At 43.6% G+C, this 21208-nt stretch carries 19 protein-coding genes; 8 read left to right on the forward strand and 11 right to left on the reverse strand.

From position 1 onward, the window contains the following. The first annotated feature begins 1 nt into the window (after nucleotide 1). Nucleotides 2-982 (forward strand): glycosyltransferase family 2 protein, encoded by a 981-nt coding sequence (locus HY805_04710; GenBank protein ID MBI4823515.1) that lies wholly within the window; start codon nucleotides 2-4, stop codon nucleotides 980-982. Between the two features lie 15 nt (nucleotides 983-997). Here the strand turns inward: HY805_04710 and HY805_04715 are convergent, their stop codons facing one another. The 11 genes from HY805_04715 to lhgO all read right to left on the reverse strand — a co-directional run bounded on the left by HY805_04715 (nucleotide 998) and on the right by lhgO (nucleotide 12884). Continuing rightward, nucleotides 998-3025: a hypothetical protein gene (locus HY805_04715; protein MBI4823516.1), complete on the reverse strand. Its 2028-nt coding sequence runs from the start codon at nucleotides 3023-3025 to the stop codon at nucleotides 998-1000. A 5-nt stretch (nucleotides 3026-3030) separates the two neighbouring features. Further along, entirely contained in the window at nucleotides 3031-3549 is a 519-nt protein-coding gene (locus HY805_04720; protein ID MBI4823517.1) for a hypothetical protein, read from the reverse strand. Further along, nucleotides 3539-5008 carry a cobalamin B12-binding domain-containing protein gene (locus HY805_04725; protein MBI4823518.1) on the reverse strand — a complete coding sequence of 490 codons (1470 nt, stop codon included), beginning with the start codon at nucleotides 5006-5008 and terminating at the stop codon, nucleotides 3539-3541. The genes HY805_04720 and HY805_04725 overlap by 11 nt, the downstream gene beginning before the upstream one ends. 58 nt (nucleotides 5009-5066) lie before the next feature. Next, nucleotides 5067-6017: a transketolase gene (locus HY805_04730; GenBank protein ID MBI4823519.1), complete on the reverse strand. Its 951-nt coding sequence runs from the start codon at nucleotides 6015-6017 to the stop codon at nucleotides 5067-5069. Continuing rightward, nucleotides 6014-6838, reverse strand: coding sequence for a transketolase (locus HY805_04735; GenBank protein MBI4823520.1), 825 nt, complete (start codon nucleotides 6836-6838; stop codon nucleotides 6014-6016). The genes HY805_04730 and HY805_04735 overlap by 4 nt, the downstream gene beginning before the upstream one ends. Before the next feature lie 8 nt (nucleotides 6839-6846). Next, nucleotides 6847-7788 (reverse strand): GDP-L-fucose synthase, encoded by a 942-nt coding sequence (locus HY805_04740; GenBank protein MBI4823521.1) that lies wholly within the window; start codon nucleotides 7786-7788, stop codon nucleotides 6847-6849. Continuing rightward, on the reverse strand, nucleotides 7781-8719 hold the full coding sequence (locus HY805_04745; GenBank protein ID MBI4823522.1) for an NAD(P)-dependent oxidoreductase: 939 nt from the start codon (nucleotides 8717-8719) through the stop codon (nucleotides 7781-7783). Before HY805_04745 ends, HY805_04740 begins: the two co-directional genes overlap by 8 nt. An 11-nt stretch (nucleotides 8720-8730) precedes the next feature. Further along, entirely contained in the window at nucleotides 8731-9897 is a 1167-nt protein-coding gene (locus HY805_04750) for a DegT/DnrJ/EryC1/StrS family aminotransferase (GenBank protein MBI4823523.1), read from the reverse strand. Nucleotide 9898: 1 nt separating this feature from the next. After that, nucleotides 9899-10909: a kinase gene (locus HY805_04755; GenBank protein MBI4823524.1), complete on the reverse strand. Its 1011-nt coding sequence runs from the start codon at nucleotides 10907-10909 to the stop codon at nucleotides 9899-9901. Continuing rightward, nucleotides 10906-11616 (reverse strand): nucleotidyltransferase family protein, encoded by a 711-nt coding sequence (locus HY805_04760; protein MBI4823525.1) that lies wholly within the window; start codon nucleotides 11614-11616, stop codon nucleotides 10906-10908. Before HY805_04760 ends, HY805_04755 begins: the two co-directional genes overlap by 4 nt. Before the next feature lie 62 nt (nucleotides 11617-11678). Further along, nucleotides 11679-12884, reverse strand: a complete 1206-nt coding sequence (gene lhgO, locus HY805_04765; protein MBI4823526.1) for an L-2-hydroxyglutarate oxidase — start codon at nucleotides 12882-12884, stop codon at nucleotides 11679-11681. 131 nt (nucleotides 12885-13015) lie between these two features. Between lhgO and HY805_04770 the strand changes: the two genes are divergently transcribed. The 7 genes from HY805_04770 to HY805_04800 are packed head-to-tail and all read left to right on the forward strand — an operon-like array spanning nucleotide 13016 to nucleotide 21208. Continuing rightward, on the forward strand, nucleotides 13016-14596 hold the full coding sequence (locus tag HY805_04770; GenBank protein ID MBI4823527.1) for a lipopolysaccharide biosynthesis protein: 1581 nt from the start codon (nucleotides 13016-13018) through the stop codon (nucleotides 14594-14596). Continuing rightward, the gene (locus tag HY805_04775) at nucleotides 14593-16371 is read left to right on the forward strand and encodes a hypothetical protein (protein MBI4823528.1); all 1779 of its coding nucleotides are present in this window, start codon (nucleotides 14593-14595) and stop codon (nucleotides 16369-16371) included. Before HY805_04770 ends, HY805_04775 begins: the two co-directional genes overlap by 4 nt. Beyond that, nucleotides 16372-17382, forward strand: coding sequence for a radical SAM protein (locus HY805_04780; GenBank protein MBI4823529.1), 1011 nt, complete (start codon nucleotides 16372-16374; stop codon nucleotides 17380-17382). It begins immediately after the preceding gene. Beyond that, nucleotides 17375-18877 carry a B12-binding domain-containing radical SAM protein gene (locus HY805_04785; protein ID MBI4823530.1) on the forward strand — a complete coding sequence of 501 codons (1503 nt, stop codon included), beginning with the start codon at nucleotides 17375-17377 and terminating at the stop codon, nucleotides 18875-18877. The genes HY805_04780 and HY805_04785 overlap by 8 nt, the downstream gene beginning before the upstream one ends. 13 nt (nucleotides 18878-18890) lie before the next feature. Then, the gene (locus tag HY805_04790; GenBank protein MBI4823531.1) at nucleotides 18891-19628 is read left to right on the forward strand and encodes a cytidylyltransferase; all 738 of its coding nucleotides are present in this window, start codon (nucleotides 18891-18893) and stop codon (nucleotides 19626-19628) included. Between the two features lie 3 nt (nucleotides 19629-19631). Further along, nucleotides 19632-20354: an SDR family oxidoreductase gene (locus HY805_04795; protein MBI4823532.1), complete on the forward strand. Its 723-nt coding sequence runs from the start codon at nucleotides 19632-19634 to the stop codon at nucleotides 20352-20354. Continuing rightward, the gene (locus HY805_04800) at nucleotides 20351-21208 is read left to right on the forward strand and encodes an FkbM family methyltransferase (GenBank protein ID MBI4823533.1); all 858 of its coding nucleotides are present in this window, start codon (nucleotides 20351-20353) and stop codon (nucleotides 21206-21208) included. The genes HY805_04795 and HY805_04800 overlap by 4 nt, the downstream gene beginning before the upstream one ends.

A 21208-nucleotide genomic window follows, 5' to 3' on the forward strand; every position in this document is an offset into this window, starting at 1 on the left:
TATGAACCTCTTATCCAAAGAAAGCCCTTTTGTCTCGGTAGTTTTCTCTTTTCGGAATGAAGAAGAGGTCATACCAGAGTTGATAAAACGGCTTCGGGATGTCTTTGAAGGAGAGCTTAAAGAAAACAGGATTAAAGGGCACGAACTAATATTCGTAAATGACGATTCGACTGACCACTCCTTAGAGCTTCTCCTTGAGCAGGATAAAGGCTATGGCGATATCAAGGTCATAAACATGTCCAGAACCTTTGGGGTCTCTGTGTGCGTCATGGCAGGCTTGAAATACTCAAAGGGAGATGTTGTCCTCTACATGGATGCTGACCTTCAGGACCCTCCTGAGCTAATACCAGCGCTTATCGAGGAATGGAGGAAAGACGATGTGGATGTCGTTTATACCACAAGAAGAACAAGGAAGGGCGAGCATCCATTTAAGCTCTGGCTCACGAGGCTTGGCTATAGGATTCTCAAGACTGTCTCGAACATAGATATTCCGGCAAACTCAGGGGACTTCAAGCTTATTTCAAGAAGGGCTGTAAATGAGCTTATAAGACTCCACGAGAAGAAGCCATTTACACGGGGACTGATTTCATGGATTGGGTTTAAACAAAGGCAGGTCTTCTACGACAGAGACCCCCGCTATGCAGGAGAAACTAAATTCCCAATCTATAGCTGGAAGGTGATTAGCAATTTTCTGGATTCTGCACTAATATCGTTTTCGGATGTGCCTCTTAAGCTTGCCCTTCTTAGCGGCTTTGTCATATCAAGCAGTGCATTCCTCTTTCTCATATGGGTATTCATCCAGAAATTCCTTGGACTTGCCCTTCCTGGCTGGTCTGCCTTAGCCGCAATAATATTAGTTCTTGGAGGCATACAGCTTATTACTATAGGAGTGCTGGGGCTTTATATAAACTCAATCTTCAATGAGACGAAAAAAAGGCCTAATTATATTGTCAAAGACACATACGGGTTTAATGACCCTTGAAAGCTCTAAGAAAGCCTACTCAAGGAGTATCTCATTTATCTCGATCAGCCTGCTGTTTCCGGCTGTAAAGACCCAGCGGTAATTCTTATAAAAGTTCGGTTTCTTCAAGGTGACTCGTTTCTCCACTACATAAACCGGTTCATCTCCTTTAGCCTCAACCCAATTGAGATCTTTATCCAGTGTAAGGGGCCTCCAGCTTTTCGGGACCAAAACACCTTGAATAAGGTGGGCATCCTTTGCCCCAGGGATTTTATCTGTCTGTCTGTCTATTTCAACCCAGTTTGTTCTATCGTTTGAGGCTTCTAATTGCCAGTTAAGCGGTATAACCGCAGGAGATACGCTCATTATCGCATACTTTGTTATTTTTTCGTCTATTGGATAAGAAATCTCAATCCACTGGGGGTAATCGGTTGCCTTCCACGAAGAATCAGTTCTGTCAAATGCCCTTGCCGGGCTTGTCCCTTTAGAGGAGGCATAAAATCTTGTTATCGATATCTCATCCTCATATCTGCCTCCTACAAGTCTTGCCTCGTTCATGTCAATAATAAGTGTGTCGTCATCCTTCAAGATGCGGGTTTTTTTGTTCCCTAAATAGGATGTTGTGGTTTTAATGTCTTCATCTTCAATGCCCATTTCATCCAGCACAGCCACTACGATTGAGGATACATGGTTGAAGTTTGCTGTGCCGAACCTGAACTCGTATCTAAGGTCGCTGTCAGTAAAGATAGCGCCCCGTGGGACAGTAATAAACGAGATGTTCTGGAGCCTTGGGGGATCGTCAAACGAGGCTATCTTCTGGCGAACAAATTCAAGCTCGATGTTTGCATTTATAGCAGTTTGAGTCATATTTCTAAGGGTAAGTGCTCCTGAGCTAACCACAAGGAATACCATGATTGCATAACTAAATCGCTTGAGCCCGGAAAGGCTTAGCCTATGCAGAAGCCAAAACAGACCGATTACTGCCATGGCAGAGTATACGAATACGAAGCGATATGTTACAAAAGAGCCTTTTGCAACAAGCATCGGAGTATTGGCAAGCAAAATAAGAAGGACTACAAAAAACAGCATCTGAGCCTTCCGACCAATGGAGCCACTGCCTTTACTGCCACGGTAAAGCACCAAAGCACAGCCCACAAGTAAAAGGACAAGAACCGCCAGTGCTACCTTGCTTCCAAATGCAAGGTGCCATGCCCCAGAGAGAGCTACCCCGGAAAGTTTAAGGAACTGCCTTGCCTTTTCGATAAAGTCTCCTGTTATGGAAAGCTCGTATTTTGGATGTGCCATGATAACATCCAATTGTTTTCTTATGGGTGCATATCTATTGGCAAGAAAAGGTAGGATTAAGAACTTGTGTGCCACATAATAAACTGACATTCCGGCTGTAGTAAACAGCAGGTCCCTTGTCAGTAGCTTGCGTGTCTTTTGCCACTCGGAGGGCTCTGAAAAAATAATCCTTGCAAATGGAAACAAAAGCACTGTTAGTGCAGTTGGCGGATACACGAGGAGGGAGACCAAAAAGACAAAAAATGCAAGGAGGAAATAGGCTTTACCCTTCCGGCTTTTACTGTCTGCCCTTTCAAGAATATAGTATGAGGAAACAGCTATGAGTATGTTGAGGCTTCCTGGCACAAAGTTAGTTGCCCACACCGTGTAGACCTGCACAGAGGGTAGAGTAAGGATGCTGAATGCAAGCATTGCGCTGAAAGAAGGCTGCAGATGGAATCGGCTCGTAAGATACCTCTTAATGACAAGGCAAAAGAGCACTGCAGTTAAAAAACTCACAATCCTTGCAATTGCAAAATCCTCGATTGACTCTATAAAGAAGAACTGGATGTTCAAGAGTAGGGCGTTAATCGGCCTTCCAACCGCAACCAGCCAGTTTGTTTCGGGAAACCCTAAGAAGTTCTTTTCCTCGTTAGCCCAAACAGAGTAATCGTTGTGTATGGCAAAGTCCACGATGAAGGCAGGAAGATAAACGGCAAGGCTGAAACTAAAAAAGATGAGGATTAACTTTTTAGAAGAGATGTTTTCCCAGTATGACATATTCATCAGTCTGATGTTATCACGCGCATGTTTATCGTTGAGGTTCTGGAGCCCTTTGGTCCAAACCAGCCAACTCCTTCTTGGATCAGGTCAAATTCCATTCGGAAGTCTCCCTCCATGTGGGAAAAAACCTTTGCATACACGATGGCATTTTCGCCTGGTTTGATATCGTAAGGCAGTGGCGTCTTTGGTCCGTCCATAATAAAATTTCCGCCCTTAGAGTATAAGTGATACGAGAGGTAAATATTATAAGGTTCATCAGGTCTGCCTGTCCCGGCAGGCCATGTGATGTCACTAAGGTTTTTTACCTTTACCCTTAGCTCGGTAAGAATATAGATTGGCACAAACTCCACTGGATTTTCAATGTTTAGCTTTGCCCTGAATGCACTTTCAAGTAATGGCTTCTCTATAGTTGTCCTTGTTCTATCCTGGGGCTTTTCCGAGGAGAGGCAAAAAATGGCTGACCCTAAAAGGAGTAGAGAAATCAAAGCCCATGACAGCTTACTTGCAGGGTCATTCCTCAATCAGCCTCCTTTTAAGTCTTGTCTTAGTCATCTCGCTTATATGCTCTCTCACATGACTCCCGAATTTCTCCTCGAGCATTTTAAGATAATCGGGGTTTTCGAAGTACTGATGAAATGCATTGTCCCTGAACCTCAAGACCTCTTTGGCGCTTATATATTTTGTTGGAAGCGGAAGGGTCTCGTAGGAGTGCTGGGAGAATCCGTGCCACTCAGAGGGCATCTGCCATCCCTCTTTCACTGCAATGTCATAGAGTTTTGAGCCCGGGTATGCCATTGCCGAGTAGAAGTTTGCAAACTCGCAATTTAGCTCCACTGCCATATCCAGTGTCTCCTGCATGGTCTCAAGCGTATCATCCGGAAGCCCAAAGATATAATTCCCTATAACCCTGATGCCTGCCTCCTGAATAGTCTCAACAACCTTTTTTATGTCCCTGACCCTCATCCTTTTTTGAGCTCCGTCCCTTACATTCGGGTTGGCGGATTCAATCCCAAGGGCAAACCAGTTAATCCCTGCCTTTTTCATCTTCTTAAGGTTTTCGGGCTTCACAGTATCCACCCTCGCATAGACCCAGAAATTCAGGTCATAGCCTTTTTTGAGAAGTAGCTCCACAATCCCCATGTAGTGCTTTTCGCTAAGGACGAAGAGCTCGTCTACTATCTTGATATTTTTAATGCCGTATTTATTTACCAGCAGGTCTATCTCTTTGACGACTATCTCAGGGCTTCTGTATCTTATCCCGGGCTTTCCAAATGGCGCATTTATACAGCAGAATATACAGGAGTATGGACATCCTAAACTCGTATATATTGCTCCATAGGGCATTCTGTTACGAATATCGTCAAAACAGTGCCAGTTATGTGCCTTGTATTTATCCATAGGGATGAGGTCCCATGCGGCAATTGGAAGTGCCTCATCCAGGTCTCGGACGATTTGTGCACGGGGTGTGCTTTTTATATCTCCATTTTCCTTCCACCAGAGCCCTGGTATGCCCGAATAATCCTTTCTTCCTGCCTTTAATGCCTGAAGAAGTCCAGTCAGGGTATAGAATCCCTCGCCTTCTATGACGAAATCCACTGCCTCTTCCTTGAGTGTCCTTTCAGGCAGTGCTGATGGATGAAGGCCTCCCAATGCCACCTTTCCTTCTATGCCCTCTTTCAGAGCCCTACATATCTTTCCTGCAATTGTCATGTTCTGGGTGGAGGCAGATGGCTGAGAGCCATAGACTATGACTGCAGTAAGAAGGGGATTCAGCTCAGAGACCCTCTTTGCCGTCTCATCAGGCGTGATGTTTTCGGCATTTGAATCTATGATGGCAGGCTCAAACCCCTTTTCTCTGAGATATGAGGCAAGAACCGCAACCCAGAAAGGAGGCTCTACAGCAGAGTAATCCCTTGCAAGGTCCTGATAGACCTGCTTTCTGTCTCCGGGATTAATCAGTACGATATCAACTGTGGACATACCGAAAATTATAAGTCGTCATTGCGAGTCCTGAGATTTGGGACGAAGCAACCTAACTTTATAGTGCCTCCTTAATCTTTTTGATAACTGCCTCTTTATCGAGCCCATTCAATTTATGAAGGTGCAGTCTGCCTCCAAGCTCAAAGACATATCTGTCCTTAAAGCCCATTCTTTTTACTCTGGCATTGGAATCCCTGCACTCAAGTATAAGTGACACAAGGCTGTCAAGCCCCCCTCTGTTTATAAATGCCTCCTCAAGCGTTATAACGGTCTTGTATCCCTTTATTGCCTCAAAAAACATCTCTTCATTAGGCTCAAACAGAAACACATCGATGAGCCCGACTTCCACTGCCTCATTGGCAAGCTCCCTGACTGCACTTAAGGCAGTATGTGTCATAAACCCTGTTGAAACGAGACAGACATCTTTGCCTTTCGATAGCTCATAAAATCCCTTTTTGAGGTCAAAATCAGAGGACTCATCATAGATTTGTGGCAGGGGCTTTGAATCGAATCTCAGGTACTTAGGTCCCTTTACATTTATGGAATAATCCACAAACCGCTCAACCAGCACCCAGTCGCTTGGGGAAAAAACAGAGATATGGGGAAGTGCCCTCATTACGATAATATCCTCGAGGCAATGATGAGAGGGCCCGGATACATCATAGCTCAGCCCTGCTCCCACCCCTATGAGGTTGATATTGACCTCTTTTGTCTGTGCAAGGAGGGAAAGGTTATTCCTTATCTGTTCATATGGCCTCATGGTAATAAAAGGTGCAATGGCATAGGCATAAACCGTAAAGCCCTCAAGTGCTATGCCTGTTGCGATATTAATCAGGTTTTGCTCTGCAATGCCAACATTTATAAACCTGTCCTTAAAATCCTCTCTTAGTTTGTCGAGCTTGGGTGCTCCGAAGTCTGCCGTGAGAAAGAAGAGCCTTTTATCTTCAACCATTCTGTCACAGAGCTTTCCTATAAAGGCATCTCTCATTGTCTTTGTAGGAGGTGTCATCTTAGCCTCGCAATCGCATCATCTATGTCTTCTGGTTTTAGACTCTTTACATGGCTCATTGGGTCGGACTCAAGGCTTGGCACCCCTTTGCCCTTTACTGTGTCTGCTATCAGAACCTTTGGCTTATTGCCCTTATCGCTTTTAAGTCTCATGAAAGTTTTATGGACCTGCTTTGTATCGTGGCCATCAATCCTTTCGGCAGACCACTTATGTGTCCTGAATTTTTCAGGAAGGGGCTCGAGGTTAATGATGTTTTCGCATCTGCCCAGCATGCATGCCTTGTTGTTGTCGATTATCGCTATGATGTTATCGAGACGATGCTGTCCTCCGAACATCACTGCCTCCCAGACAGAGCCCTCGTAAAGCTCTCCGTCTCCAATAAGGACAAAGACCTTTGCATCGTTGCCCTTTCTTTTTAAAGCCAGTGCCACACCGCATGCCGCACCAAGACCATGTCCCAAAGAGCCGTTTATGGTCTCGTACCCCGGGATGAGGGTGTCAGGGATTCCTCCTAAAAAGGAATCCTCCTTACAGACCCTCATTAGCTCCTCCTTGTCAAAAAAGCCCATGTCAGCAAGTATCGGATAAAGGGCTATAGAGCCATGTCCTTTGCTGACTATGAGCCTGTCTCTACCTTCCCATGTAAGATTCTTGGGGTCGAAATTAAGAATCTTTCCGTAATATAATGAAACTAAAATCTCAACTGCCGAAAGGGACGAGGCAAGCCTTGTCTCAGGTGCTATCTTATGGATAAGGAGTGTCTGTTTCCTTACCCATAGAGCCTTTTCCTTTAAGGATTCCAAAGAAATATTCAGCTTCATCTGCCTCCTTAGGTCTTTATGTTTTTTAAATACCACTCATAGGTAGCTCTTATGCCATCCTCTATGCTCGTTGAGGGTCTCCAGCCAAGAGAAGAAAACCTTGAGTTATCGAGAAGCTTTCTTGGGGTTCCATCAGGCTTTGTCCTGTCCCATAGTATCTCACCCTTAAAACCCACAATCCCGGATATGATTCCTGCAAGCTCCTGAATAGAATAGTCCATACCTGTACCTATATTATAATGTTTATTTTCGAGCCTGTCTGCATTTTTCATTGCAAAAACCGAGGCATCGGCAACATCCTCGCTAAAGAGGAATTCCCTTCGTGGAGTTCCAGAGCCCCAGAGGACTACCTTATCCTTCTTTTCAGTCTTTGCGGAATGGAGTTTTCTTATAAGTGCAGACATGACATGAGAGCTTTCAGGGTCAAAATTGTCATTAGGACCGAACATGGAATTCGGAAGTAATGCAATGAACCTTTTTGTGCCGTATTGGTTGTTATATGCCCTACAGGCAATCAGCCCTGCAATCTTAGCACCTGCATACGCCTCTGATGTCTCCTCAACATGTCCTGTAAGAAGATATTCCTCTTTTATAGGCTGGGGACAGTCCTTTGGGTAAACGCATGAAGAGCCGTAAAATATAAGATGCCTTACGCCATATCTCTCTGCAGACTGAAAGACACTGTCCTGAATTGCGATATTTATGTGCATGAAATCCGCAGGGTATGTTTTGTTGGCTATAATACCTCCTGTAAGACCTGCTGAAAGAAACACATACTCAGGCATCTCTTTTTTAAAAAACCCATCGACTGCCTTTGAATCAGTCAGGTCAAGCAGGTCATGGTTTGCAGTAACTATGTTCTGGTAGCCTTCCTGAGAGAGCTTTTTTAAAAGTGCAGAGCCTAAAAGTCCTTTATGTCCTGCAACAAATATCCTGGAGTCTTTAAACATTACTGTATTTACTGTTTGTGATTATAGTATATCCTTTTATAAGCTCTTTGATTCCCATCTGAAGTGAATATACGGGTTTAAACCCTGTCCTTTCTATTTTTTCGTTTGACACTATATAGTCCCTTTTGTCTGGGTCCTCGCCTATTGGGGCTTCGAGGTATATGAAGTTAGGAACTGCCTCTTTTATCTTTTCGCATAGCTCTAACTTTGAGAGATTTGCATCCGAAAGCCCAACATTATAAGGCTCGTTTTTCATCTTTTGGAAATTATCCATTGCATGAATAAATGCCCTTGAGACATCTCTGACATGGATATAATTTCTCTTGAAGTGTCCCTCAAAAACGACAACGAAGCGGTCCTTCACAGCCCTGTAGGTGAAATCATTTACAAGGAGGTCAACCCTCATTCTTGGGGACATGCCAAACACAGTGGCAAGCCTGAGACTAATCGCATTTCCCCTGTCAAGCAGGACCTTTTCTGCTTCAACCTTCATAATGCCATAAAGAGAGATAGGCTTTAGGGGTGTGTCCTCTGTGCAGAGGATGCCTTTCTCTCCAACACCGTATCCGCTGTTTGTGCAGGGATAAATGATTCTCTGCTCTTTAGAGGAAAGCCTTGCTATGCAGGCTATTGCATCTCTGTTTGTGGTCACTGTTCCTGTTTTATCTCTACCACAAAGTGGAGCACCCACTAATGCGGCTAAGGGGATAATATAATCAACATCTTTAAGAAGAGGGCTGAGGATATCCTCCTGCCTTGCATCTCCTCTTACAACATTGAAATTTTCGTTTGAACAGCATTCAAAAAGGCTGTTTTGTGCAAACATGAAATTGTCAAGCACAGTCACCCTGTGTCCGACTCTCAAGAGTTCGGGCACAAGGGTTGAGCCTAAATAGCCTGCACCACCTGTAACCAGAATATTGTATTTCATAGGGTCTCCTTTTATATGTTTTTCAAAGTCTCATAGAGATAATCGATCTTATCTCTTATGTCATGCGGATGATTGCCAACAAAAAAGCCACTATAATGGGCAATATCGGCATTGGTTGATTTCGTTACCTCATAGTCATAATATTTAACGACATCGTTTCTCAGGATATTTCCACCTGTTATGATTCTGTGCTCTATGTCTGCATTTTTTAGTTTTTCGAGAACTATTTTCCTATTAACCCTGAGCTTCGGGTTTAAGACCATTGTAAATGAAAACCATGAGCTATCTGCACCAGCAACCTGCTGCTGGATTATAAACCTTTCGTCGTCTTTAAATCGCTCTACGAAATGCCTTGCATTCGTTCTTCTGATTTTCAGAAAATCCCCTAATTTAACGAGCTGGGCATTTCCAATGGCTCCGTGAATCTCACCTGGCCTGAGGTTATACCCAGGAAGGATAAACCTGTATGCCTCGAAGAAATCATCGGTCTTTCTTTCAAATATAGGGCTGTCGGAATCCTGGTCCCTTGTCCAGCCATGATTTCTAAGGGACTTGAGGATATTATAAAGCTCCCTGTCGTTTGTGAGCACAATACCTCCTTCCATTGTGGAGATATGATGGGAGTAGAATGTGCTGAATGTATTCAGGACTCCGAATGTTCCTGTGTATCTTCCATTAAATGTAGCGCCCATGGACTCGCAATTGTCCTCGAAAAGGATAATGCCATTTTCACTACAGAGCCTCGTTATCTCGTCAAACTGGCAAGGGTTTCCAAGTATGCTGACTGCAACCACCATCTTAGTTTTTGGGGTAATGGCTTTCCTAAGCTCTTCGGCGTCCATATTAAGGGTATGAAGGTCTATGTCCACGAACCTGAGCTTGAGTCCATACTGGGCAAGGGGGTGAAATGTAGTTGCCCATGAGATACATGGCACTATTACCTCGTCGCCTTTCTTGAGGGGATTTTCCGATCTATAAAAGAGAGAGGCAATTGCAATAAGATTTGCAGAACTGCCTGAATTTACCATCACCGCATATTTCATTCCAAAGTATTCTGCAAACCTCTCTTCAAATTCCTTTACATTTTTCCCCATGGTAAACATACCACCTTGCATGACCTCTGCCATAGCATGTTTTTCCTCGTCTCCGCATGTTGAACTCGTAAGCTCGTATCGCATTTTATCTACCCCTGTTTCCCTGATAATCAGGCTTATAAACTATTATCTCGGAGCCTAAAAAATCGAAGCTGAAAGGCACATGAAGATACCCTTTAAGGGCTTTTTTAAGAGCCTCCTGATTTTCCGGCTCGGCATAGAAAACTATAAAGCCTCCTCCGCCTGCTCCAAGGAGCTTTCCACCAATAGCTCCGTTTTTTATAGCAGTCTCGTATATATGGTCTATCTCGCCTGTGGTAATCTGACTTGAAAGGGTTCTTTTAAGCTTCCATGTCTCGTTCAGGAGTTTTCCGAAATCCCTAAAATCGTCCTTATCGGATGTAAGTATTGCCTCTGCCTCGTCAACGAGCCCCCGCATGGTCATTAGCTCCATTTTTTTATTCGGGATGTTTTTAATCTGCTCTCCTGCTACCTCCGATGCCTTTCTTGAAAGCCCTGTGAAGAAAAGCATAAATTTATTCTCAAAGCTCTTGAGTGAGCTCTCCTTCATTATAATCGGTTTTACGAGAATCTCTCCATTTTGCAGAAACTCGACGGCATTGAGGCCTCCTACTGCGGCCCATACCTGGTCCTGAGAGCCAACATTTTCTTTTATCAGGTCCTGCTCTATATGTATTGCCTCCTTATAAAGGTCCTCCTTTGAAATGATTTTTCCCTCGAGTGCATAAAGGCTCTTTAGGAGCCCCACGGTGAATGATGAGCTTGAACCCATGCCTGACCACGCAGGGATATCGCCATCGTGATGAATCTCCAATCCGACTTTAATCTTGAGATACCTCAGCGTCTCTCTCACGGATGGGTGCTGAATCTCGTCTATATCGAAAACCGTTTCTATCTTTGAGTATACGATTCTGTGTTTGTGCTTGAAAAACTGAGGAAGCTTTCTACAGCTTATATAGCAATACTTATCGATTGCCACCCCTAAGACTTTCCCTCCATGCTCGAGATACCATGCAGGATAATCCGTTCCTCCGCCAAAAAACGATATCCTATGAGGTGTCCTTGAGATAATCATCTACTGCCTCCTTTTAAGATAAAGCATAACTCGGACTTTGCCCTTTCGTAATCTTCTGGCACTCCTATGTCTATAAAATAACCATTGCTTATAAAGGCAAATGGTCTTATATTTTCAATATCCATCTCCAAAAATTCAACCTCAAAAGAAAAACTCCTTCCGTATCCCTCGAGAAAACCCATAATGTCTTTGTTCACCGCATAGATACCTCCGTTTATATAGCCTGAGCCCTTGAAGGATTTCTCTCTAAACCCTTTTACCCTTTCGTTCTCTACGATTACACTGCCATACCTCGTGAAATTACCCATGGGTTTTAAGGCAAGGGTAAGGATTGCCGATTTCGATAGATGAAACTCAAAGAGCCTTTTTAAGTCAACCATAAAAAGCGTATCTCCATTAAGGCATATCACATTGTCCTCATGGGCATGTCTTAGCGACTCAAGGATAGCTCCGCCTGTGCCCAACGGCTCCTTTTCTATTACATATTCTATATCCATTGCCTTATACCCTGCGCCAAAATAATCTTTGATGACCTCGTATTTATAGCCAACCGAAAGCAAGATTTTCTTTACACCCTGACCTGATAAATAATCCATTACATATGCCAAAAACGGCATTCCATCTATATCTGCCATTGGCTTTGGAACATCTCCTACGACATGTTTTAGCCTCCTGCCGAATCCGCCTGCTAAGATAATTGCTTCCATGTTTGTCTCCGCAAAATTTCAACTAAAATTAGCATGTCCTATACCAAAATGCAACTTATAATTTATACTGCCACATATTCACTGACAAGGAGTTCTGCAAACGACATAGAACTTGTGAATGCAGGCGAGATGGCATTCAGCACATGGATGCTATTTCCGTCCCTAATAACGAGAAAGTCCATAACAAGCTCTTTTGTTGTCCAGTTGACAAGCTGTGGTCTAATGCCTGCCTTGTCCGAGGGCTTTATATCTTCCTTCCTTAGGTCTTTTACAAGGGCTTTTGCATCCTCAAAGAAAAACTTAAAGATATATTTTTTTGGCTCTGTGAGTGCCACTTCTCTGAACCTCGGGTTAACTGCAAAAAGCACAGCATCCCTGTAGAGGATTTTGGGAGCCTCGGTGTCAATGCCACTTAGGATTCCGTAATTTTCCCTTCCGCAGACAGGTATGGCAGTAGGGCCTAAGTAGACCTCTTGAGAGGCGCTTCTCGTGAAATGCACACCCAAAAAAGGATTCCTGATATCAGGCACAGGATATATGTTGCCTTTTATCCTGCTGGATGCAGGGCTTGTGAGTTTCCTGTATATCCCTTTAAAAGGGATCAGCCTGTAGTTTGTGCCAATGGAAAATGAGCGTGCCACCTTGTCGCTATATGCACCTGCTGTGTTTATGAATGTGTCAAAGCTCAACTCTCCGTTATTCGTTAAAACGCTGTTATTGCCCTTGAGTCCCCTAAAGGCGGTTTTAGTAAGGATTTTTACCTTTCCTGAAGAGATAAGGTCGTCGTAGAGGCTTCTCAATATCCCTTTTGGCTCGACAACAGCGGTATCGTAAGAATATAAAGCCTGGCAGTGGGTTTTGGCATTAGGCTCTATATCGGAAAGCTGTTTTTCATCTATCATCTCCACCCTTGCACCATTTTTTAGTGCCCTTTCTCGAAGCTCCTTAAGTGTTTCAAGCTCTTTTTCGTTCTTTGCAACTATAACCTTACCTGTCTCTAAGACAGGTATGCCTTTTTCCTTACAGTAGCCTTTCATCAGGAGATTGCCTTTCAGGCATACCTTTGCCTTGAGCGTGTCTGGAGAATAATAAATCCCTGCATGAAGAACACCACTATTTCTGCCTGATGCGTGCTTTCCCAATGAGTCTTCTTTTTCGATGAGGACGATATTCTCATAGCCTTTTATGAGAAGCTCTCTTGCGATGGTAAGTCCAACTATTCCTGCCCCGCATATCAGGAAATCCGCACCAGTGGTATTTTTAGCCATAACAGTTTATTTTAGCACATCGGATTCTTAATGAGTCTCGGAAAATCTATCACGGAAAATGAGATGCTTACTGGAACCTATTAAGGTTTGCATAACAGGCAGTGTGTATACTACACTACTTGATTAATACTATGATAGAAAGGCTCTCTCTATTTAAAGACAGCAAAAGTGTAAGGGCCAGGTTTTTTACAACCCTTATAGCTAATCTCATAAGGTTTGTCCTCAGCTTTCTTTCAGGGCTTTTTATTGCGAGGGCACTTGGCCCATCGGGGTTTGGAAACTTCAATTTTCTACTCATGAGTTTTGCAAGCATCAGTACTCTCCTTGACATGGGTACTTCAAATGCCTTTTATACCTTTATATCTAAAAGAAAGAGGGCATCTGCCTTTTACCTTTACTATATCTCATGGACCGCACTCCAGTTCATTATTGCAGTTTTACTTGCAACCGTGCTTTTGCCCGAAGTCCTGAGGCAGAAGATATGGCTTGGACATGAAACTGGTCTTGTCCTTCTTTCCCTGCTTGCAAGCTTTGGCATGAACCAGCTATGGCAGTCAGTAAGCCAGGCAGGCGAGTCCATCAGGGCAACTATCATCGTGCAGACATATAATGTTGTCCTTTCATTGGTCTATGTGCTTGCTATCCTTCTGATGATAAAGATAAATGTTCTTACGGTCAGTAACCTGTTTATATTCATAGGAGGCTTATACATCTTCTTTGCAGTCCTTCTTTCAAGGAGACTCAAAGAGGGGCTTTTAGCGAAGGCTGTGGGTGCCGAAAGCCTTGGAAGTGTTTTTAAGGAATTTAAGGCATATTGTTATCCTCTTATAGCCTACTCATGGATGAATTTTGCATACATGTTTGCTGACAACTGGCTCCTTCAGAGATTCGGTGGTGCAGAGGAGCAGGGCTATTACTCAATAGGGTACAGGTTTACTTTTTTAAGCAGTATAGCCACTGCCTCTATGCTTCAGGTCTTCTGGAAGGAGACTGCCGAGGCAGTGGAAAAACACGACTATGAAGGCATAAAAAGGCTTTATTTCAGGGTCTCGAGGATACTTTATTTCTTAAGCGCTCTCTTAAGTTGTTTTCTTATCCCATTTTCGAGGGAGCTTTTAGTGTGGCTCGTAGGGCCATCATATGAGGGAGCATGGATTGCTTTAAGCATCATCCTCCTTTTCCCTTTAATTCAGGCAATAGGGCAGATAGCACACACAGTATTGCTTGCTGGAGGACACACAGTTATATACAGGAACATAGGAGTTACATTTATGGCAATAAGTATCCCTTTGACCTATCTTATCCTTGCTCCACCACAGGGTGCATATCTGGGCATTCCCGGGCTTGGATTGGCATCAGCAGGAATGGCACTAAAGATAGTAGTTCTTAACTTTATCGGCACAAACATAATGGTTTACATAATATCGAGGATGAACAAATGGAGGTTTGACTTCTGGTATCAGTTAGTTGCAGTAGCAATACTTCTTCTATGTGCCTTTGGGGCAAAGACAGTGACAGGATGGCTTCTCAGTTCATTATTTGTTACAGTCTCTATACCTTTATTGATATTTAACAGTTTACTCTTATATCTTTTGGGAGTTGTGGCTGTCATATATCTATACCCCACACTTACAGGGGTTAGGAGGGATGAGTTTAAGACAATGTTAGACAATGTCAGAGGGGTCTTGACCTTTGGTCGGACAGGCAGATGAAGCTTCTTGTCTTCTTAGAGTCCAAAGAGCAGTTTGAGGAATTTGAAAAAATCAGGCAGGCTTATAAAGATTACGCGATAATCTACTGTGCCCTGAGTCCGTTTGTAATGCCCCATTTAGACTCAAAAGGGATAAGCTATGTGATACCAGAGAACTTCTATAGGTCAGAAGAACTCTCGGCTATCAGACAGGATACACAGAGATTTGTAAACTCCGTAGTGGATACACTTGACAGAATCTCAATCGGCTACTCAAAGAAAACCATAGGTATCGAGCTAAAGGCAGGCACATACTTTGAGCATCTTTTATGGGTCCTTATAAGCGGGGTGCATTCAAAGATATTCCAGTTAAAAAAAGTTATCTCAGCCACTTCGCCTGACGCCATAGTGGGCTTCGGGTCAGTAAAAGAACTGCCTCTTGAGATGGACTTCATATTCGGCGCAAAGGAATCCCTTTATGGATTAATTCTTTCTGCTATGGAAGGCAATATAAAAATAATAAAATATAGTGTCAATGCTCAGAAGTCTAATATAAGAGCCGCGATTAAGGAATTCCTTTTAGATAAACTGCCAATACTTTTAATACTAAGGATGTACGGTTTTAAAAAGGGAATTCATCATATACTACCTTCTTTTGGCAAAAAGAGCGTGCTTGTCTTAGGCAGCGTATATAACTGGGTTGATGTTATGGAGCGAAGGACATTCAGAGAGACCTTTAGCATAAGGTATTTCCTAAGGGCGAGGATTCCGCATAAGGTAAAAAACTATTCTCTCGATGGCATCGATATGCCTTCTTTGAGCTTTATTTTCATGGGAGTCGACTATGGCGGACTCATCGACAGGCAGATTTCTCTTATACTTAGGTCAATAAAGTTTTTTTCATCTCGTTATAGGAAGGTATCAGAACTGATTGACAAAGTCTCTGGGGTCTTTACATGCGGATACTGGTATCCGCTTTTAAGCTTTGTGGCACACATTGCATTCATAAAAGGAAAACCAGTTATATGCTGGTCTCACGGAGAAAGCGGAAACAGAAAGACCTATGGCATGGTAGAAGGTGAGCTAAGGTTTACTACGGCTTACTTTGCTTTTGGTGAGGGCTCAAAAGCCCATTATGAAAATGAAATAAAGAATCTCGGTTTCTCAGGAAGGACTATTGCAGTTGGCTCACCTGAACTTGACAGACTAAAAGAAACTCTTTCAGAAAGCATCTCGGGGAGCTATATCCTTTATGCAACTACTAATTTTTATATGAACTGGTTTTATTTAGGATTTGACCCTCCGTTTTCAGATAATTCATACTATAGAACTGTCAAGACAATCCTCAGTTATCTTGAAAGTATCGATGAGGCAGTATTATGGAAAAAACATCCAATGCCAATAATGGGTGACATCCCAATCAAGCCTCTATCCCCGTATATCAGAGTTCAATCAGAAGGAAGGTTCTCTGAGTTGATTTCTGGTGCAAGGGCAATTGTCATCGACTGTCCCGCAACCACATTTTATGAGGCATGCCTGACTGAAAAGCCGATATTCGTAACCATAAAGCATCTGGACTTTATACCAGAGGCACTGCTACTCCTTAAGAAAAGGGCAGTTTGCACAGATACCCCTGAGGAGCTTATAAGTAGGCTCGATGGGTTCCTGAAAACAGGCAAATACCCTGCTGATACAAAAAACAGGGAATACATAAGGGCATATGGCACACACCTTGATGACGGAAACAGTGCTAAAAGGGCAGAGGCAGAATGTGTTAAAATTATTAAGAGGGCTTAGATGGCTAAGAATGTAATAATAGAGGCAAATGCAAATTTCCATCACATTGCAGGCGAGGACCTCTTTAGAAGGCAAGATGAGAGGTTTCAAGACTACAGAAGAAAATGGAAGGAGTGGCCAGAGACATTTCATGTTGGAGAGTTCCCGCTTTTCATAGATATAGAGGTCACGAGTGCCTGTAACCTCAAATGCCCTTTCTGTGCAACTACATTCAGGGGAAGTAAGATAAGAAGGGGTTTTATATCAGAGGACACTGTAAGAAAGGTCATCGACGAAGGTGCTGAAAAAGGGCTTTACGGTGTTAAGTTTAATATCAGGGGCGAGCCACTTTTGCATCCAAAGCTCCATGAATTCGTTGGATATGCAAAGGCTAAAGGCTTGATAGATGTCTATTTCAACACCAATGCAATGCTCCTTGACAGAGGGTGGGCAAGAAGGCTCATTGATGCAGGGCTTGACAGGCTTTCAATCTCGTTTGAGGGCTATACAAAAGAGGTCTACGAAAGGCACAGACCCGGTGCGGTGTTTGAGACAGTAATCGAAAACATAGAAGGCATTCAGTCATTAAAAAGAAAACTCGGTGTAGGGCATCCAAAGGTCAGGGTTCAGACAGTTCTTCTTCCTGAGCTAAAAGGCTCGTTTAAGGAATATAAGGCATTCTGGTCCGATAAGGCTGACGAGGTCGGCTATCTCGACTATAAGGAGATGAAGGTCAAAAAGAAGGATATTAAATATCCATGGGCATGTCCGCAGATATTCCAGAGGATGGCTATCTGGTGGGACGGAACCCTTCTTCCATGTAACCACGATGACGATGGCTTACTTTCATTAGGAAATGTAAATGAGATGAATGTAAAAGATGGATGGCATTCGGCTTCTTTAATGAAGCTGAGGGAGACCCATAAAAATGGCATGGCACACGAGGTTTCTGCTTGCGATGGCTGTTATCTCCGTGACAGTGAGATACTGAAGCTCGTCGGAAAGGAGGCGGCACTGCAAACAGATGGCTGATTTCAGGGTCTTACTCGTATATCCGAATCTGCAGATGGTAAACCTCCTTCCATCGAATGTCTCTTTGCTTGCGGCATGTCTTAAAGAGGCAGGCTTTAAGGTAAGGCTTTTCGATACCACCCTTTATAAAACAGCCGAAAAAAGCGTAGACGAGATAAGGGTCGAGCATATGCAGATTAGAAGATTCAACCTTAAAGAGCAGGGCGTAGATTATAAAGAAACCGATGTATATGAGGACTTCTTAAAGACAGTCGACGAATTTAACCCCAACCTTATAGGGATAAGTGCAACGGACGACACATACGATTTAGGTCTTTCCCTCGCCGAAAGGGCAAAGGGACGAATAAGGCAAAGGGGCATCCATATAATTATGGGTGGCGTATATCCCACTTTTTCGCCTGAGGAGGCAATAGAAAACGAGATCCTAAATTCGATATGCCTTGGCGAGGGCGAGGAGGCTGTTGTAGAGCTTTCTAATGCCCTCAAAAAAGGAAAAGACATAACCGGGATAAAGAACCTATGGGTGAAAACAAGCGGGAAGCTCTATAAGAACGATATGCGGAAGCTTATAGACATAGATGTTCTTCCCTATGAAGATTTGGGCATATTCGACGAAAAGAGGCTCTTCAGGCCGATGCAGGGCAGGATATTCAGGATGATACCGGTCTCCTCTGACAGGGGATGCCCATTCAGCTGCACCTTCTGCGCAGCACCGTCGCTTAGAAAGCTTTATTTCGATTCGGGCTCTGGACAGTATTTCAGGGTGAAGTCCGTAGGAAAGCTCACAGGCGAGATACGGCATCAGGCACAAAGGTACAAGGCAGATTATATCTATTTTAACAGCGAGACATTCTTTGCCCGAAAGGAGGAAGACCTCGAAGAGTTTGCGAGGCAGTACAAGAAGATTGGACTTCCATTCTGGTGCCAAACGCGCATCGAGACCATAACCGAAAAGCGGGTGAAGATGCTTGAGGATATGGGCTGTAACAGGATGTCTATAGGCATCGAGCATGGCAATGAGAAGTTCAGGAAAGAGGTACTCAAGAAACATTTTACAAATGAACAGGTCATAGATGCATTCAGGATACTCGAAAAAAGTAAAATTCCCGTTACAGTCAACAATATAATAGGGTTTCCTGACGAGACGAGGGAGCTTGTGTTTGACACAATTAAGCTTAATAGGCAGATAAAGGCAGACAGCATCAATGCGTATTTTTTTGTCCCCTATAGGGGCACGCCTCTCAGGCAGTACTGCATTGAAAAAGGCTATCTTGAACCCAATGCAAAAACTGACAGTCTTATGAGAAGCTCTATATTGAGGATGCCCCAATTTCCATCTAATGAGATAAAAGGGCTTGTGAGGACATTCCCGCTTTATGTGAAGATGCCTGAGTCTTATTTTGATAAGATTAAGATAGCAGAGCAGTTGAACGAGGAGGGAGATAAGATGCTTGCCATGCTAAGGGAGATATATTTTAAGGAGTATTTTAAGTGAGGTATTATTAAAGATGGTTATTGCGCTTCTTATGGGTAGGAAAGGAAGCAAAGGGTTTCCAGGCAAAAACCTATATCCAGTCTTAGGAAGACCCCTTGCCTACTATCCAATGAAGGCAGCCAGAGACTGTCCTGAGATAGATAAGGTTTATCTTTCAACAGACGATGAGGAGTTGATGAGGCTCGCAAAGGAAAACAATATTGAAATCATTCAGAGACCCCCTGAGCTTACAACTGAGACTGCTTTAGGAGAGGATGTCTATGTCCATGCCTATGAGACTGCAAAGGAAAGGAATAAAGGGGTTGAGATAGAGCTTATTGTCCTTTTAATGTGTAATGCAGGAACAGTTACCTCTGCTTCCATCTCAGAGGGGATAAAAGTGCTCAGGGAGCACCCGGAGTATGACTCGGCAGTGAGTGTCTCAAGGTACAATATGTGGAGTCCCCTCAGGGCAAGAAGGATTGGTGGAGATGGCCTACTTCATCCATTTGTGCCATTTGAGACATTCGGAGACCCAAAGAGCCTTTCATGCGACAGGGATTCTCAGGGAGATGTCTGGTTTGCGGACATGGGAGTCTCTATCGTAAGACCGAGATGCCTCGAGAGGCTCGAAGAAGGGCTTCTTCCACAGAAATGGATGGGTCAGAAAATCTATCCCCTCAAGCAGTGGGGAGGATTGGATGTTGATTACAAATGGCAAATACCACAGGTTGAGTTTTGGCTTAAAGAACACGGTTTTTCTGAGGTATAGAGAATGAAAACAGTCTTGATCACAGGAGTAGCAGGCGGCATCGGAAGGGAGATAGCCCTCAGGTTTGCAAAAGAAGGCTGGAATATCCTTGGGCATTATTTCTCCTCTCATGAAAAGGCAGGAGAATTAAAAAAGGCAATAAATCGATATGGTGTGGAATGCACCCTGTTTAAAGCTGACCTTTCATCCGAAGGCGAGATTAAAAGGCTTCTAAAGAAACTTCAGAGATTTGAAGTTCATAGCCTCATCAACAATGCAGGTGCATATGTAACCCAGAAGCATTTCACTGACCTTACGGTTAAGGATATAGCAGAGACATTTATGGTTAATGCATTTGCACCCATGATGCTTTCCTTTAAGCTGTTTATGCAGATGAAGAAAAGGCGATTTGGAAGGATTGTAAATATCAGCTCGATAGCGGCAAAATATGGAGGCTCAAGCGTCTCCGTGCATTATGGCTGTTCCAAACTTGCACTTGAAGGCATGACAAAGACGCTGGCAAGAGAAGGAGCGGACTATAATATACTCGTAAACACTGTAAGACCTGGTGTGATTGACACCGAATTCCACAAAAAATTTCCAAAGGATATGTCAGAGAGAATCAAAATGATACCACTTAAGAGGATGGGCTCTCCAGCAGATATTGCAGAGATGGTCTATTACCTTGGAAGTGACAAAAACAGTTTTATCACAAATGAGGTCATAGCAGTGGCAGGAGGGGAATGAGCATTAAACCTGCAGAATTCCTAAAGAACATTCTCATAAAAGTTGCTACTGCTTGTGCCCGTGCGTTTTGTGCCGTGCCTATAATTCGGAAATTATATCTGCTGGTATCCGCCAGACACAGACCTGTCACCGCAGTCAAAAATGGCGCACACACATTTCTTTTCTTCACCCCAACCTTTACTCCCTACTGGAGGGCTATGACTTTATTTACAAAGGAGCCGGAGACCATCAAATGGATTGATGGCTTTAGCCCTGACGATGTCCTCTATGACATCGGTGCCAATGTTGGAACCTACACCGTATATGCGGCGGTAACAGGAAAAACTAAAGCAGTGCTTGCATTCGAGCCCGAATCGCAGAATTTCGCCCTGCTGAATGAAAATGTGTACCTCAACGACTTGCAGGACAAAGTAACATGCATAAATATTGCACTTTCCAATGTCAATAAACTGGACTTTCTGTATCTGTCAGAATTCACCCCGGGCATGGCCATACATAGTTTTGGTAAACCCATTAACCATCTCAGAAGACCTACGAAGTCCGCATTTAAGCAGGGAGTAATCTCTTTTACCCTCGACAGGTTCATAGAGATGTATAATCCTGAATTCCCCTCTCATATCAAAATAGATGTGGATGGACTGGAAAAGGAAATCATAGAGGGCGCACGGAATACCCTGAGCGACAGGAGGCTGAAATCCCTATTGGTGGAGATAAATGAAGAGCTGAAAGAGGACCTGAAATTAATAGAGGACTTAAGGGCTCTGGGGTTTGATGTAAAATATAGGGGGCATGCGCCCATGTTCGATACCGGGCCGTTCTCGAAGGTCTTCAACTATATATTTGTCAGGAAATAG

It is taken from the genome of Nitrospirota bacterium (assembly GCA_016207905.1).
In the GTDB taxonomy this organism is placed as follows: Bacteria; Nitrospirota; Thermodesulfovibrionia; order Thermodesulfovibrionales; family JdFR-86; genus JACQZC01.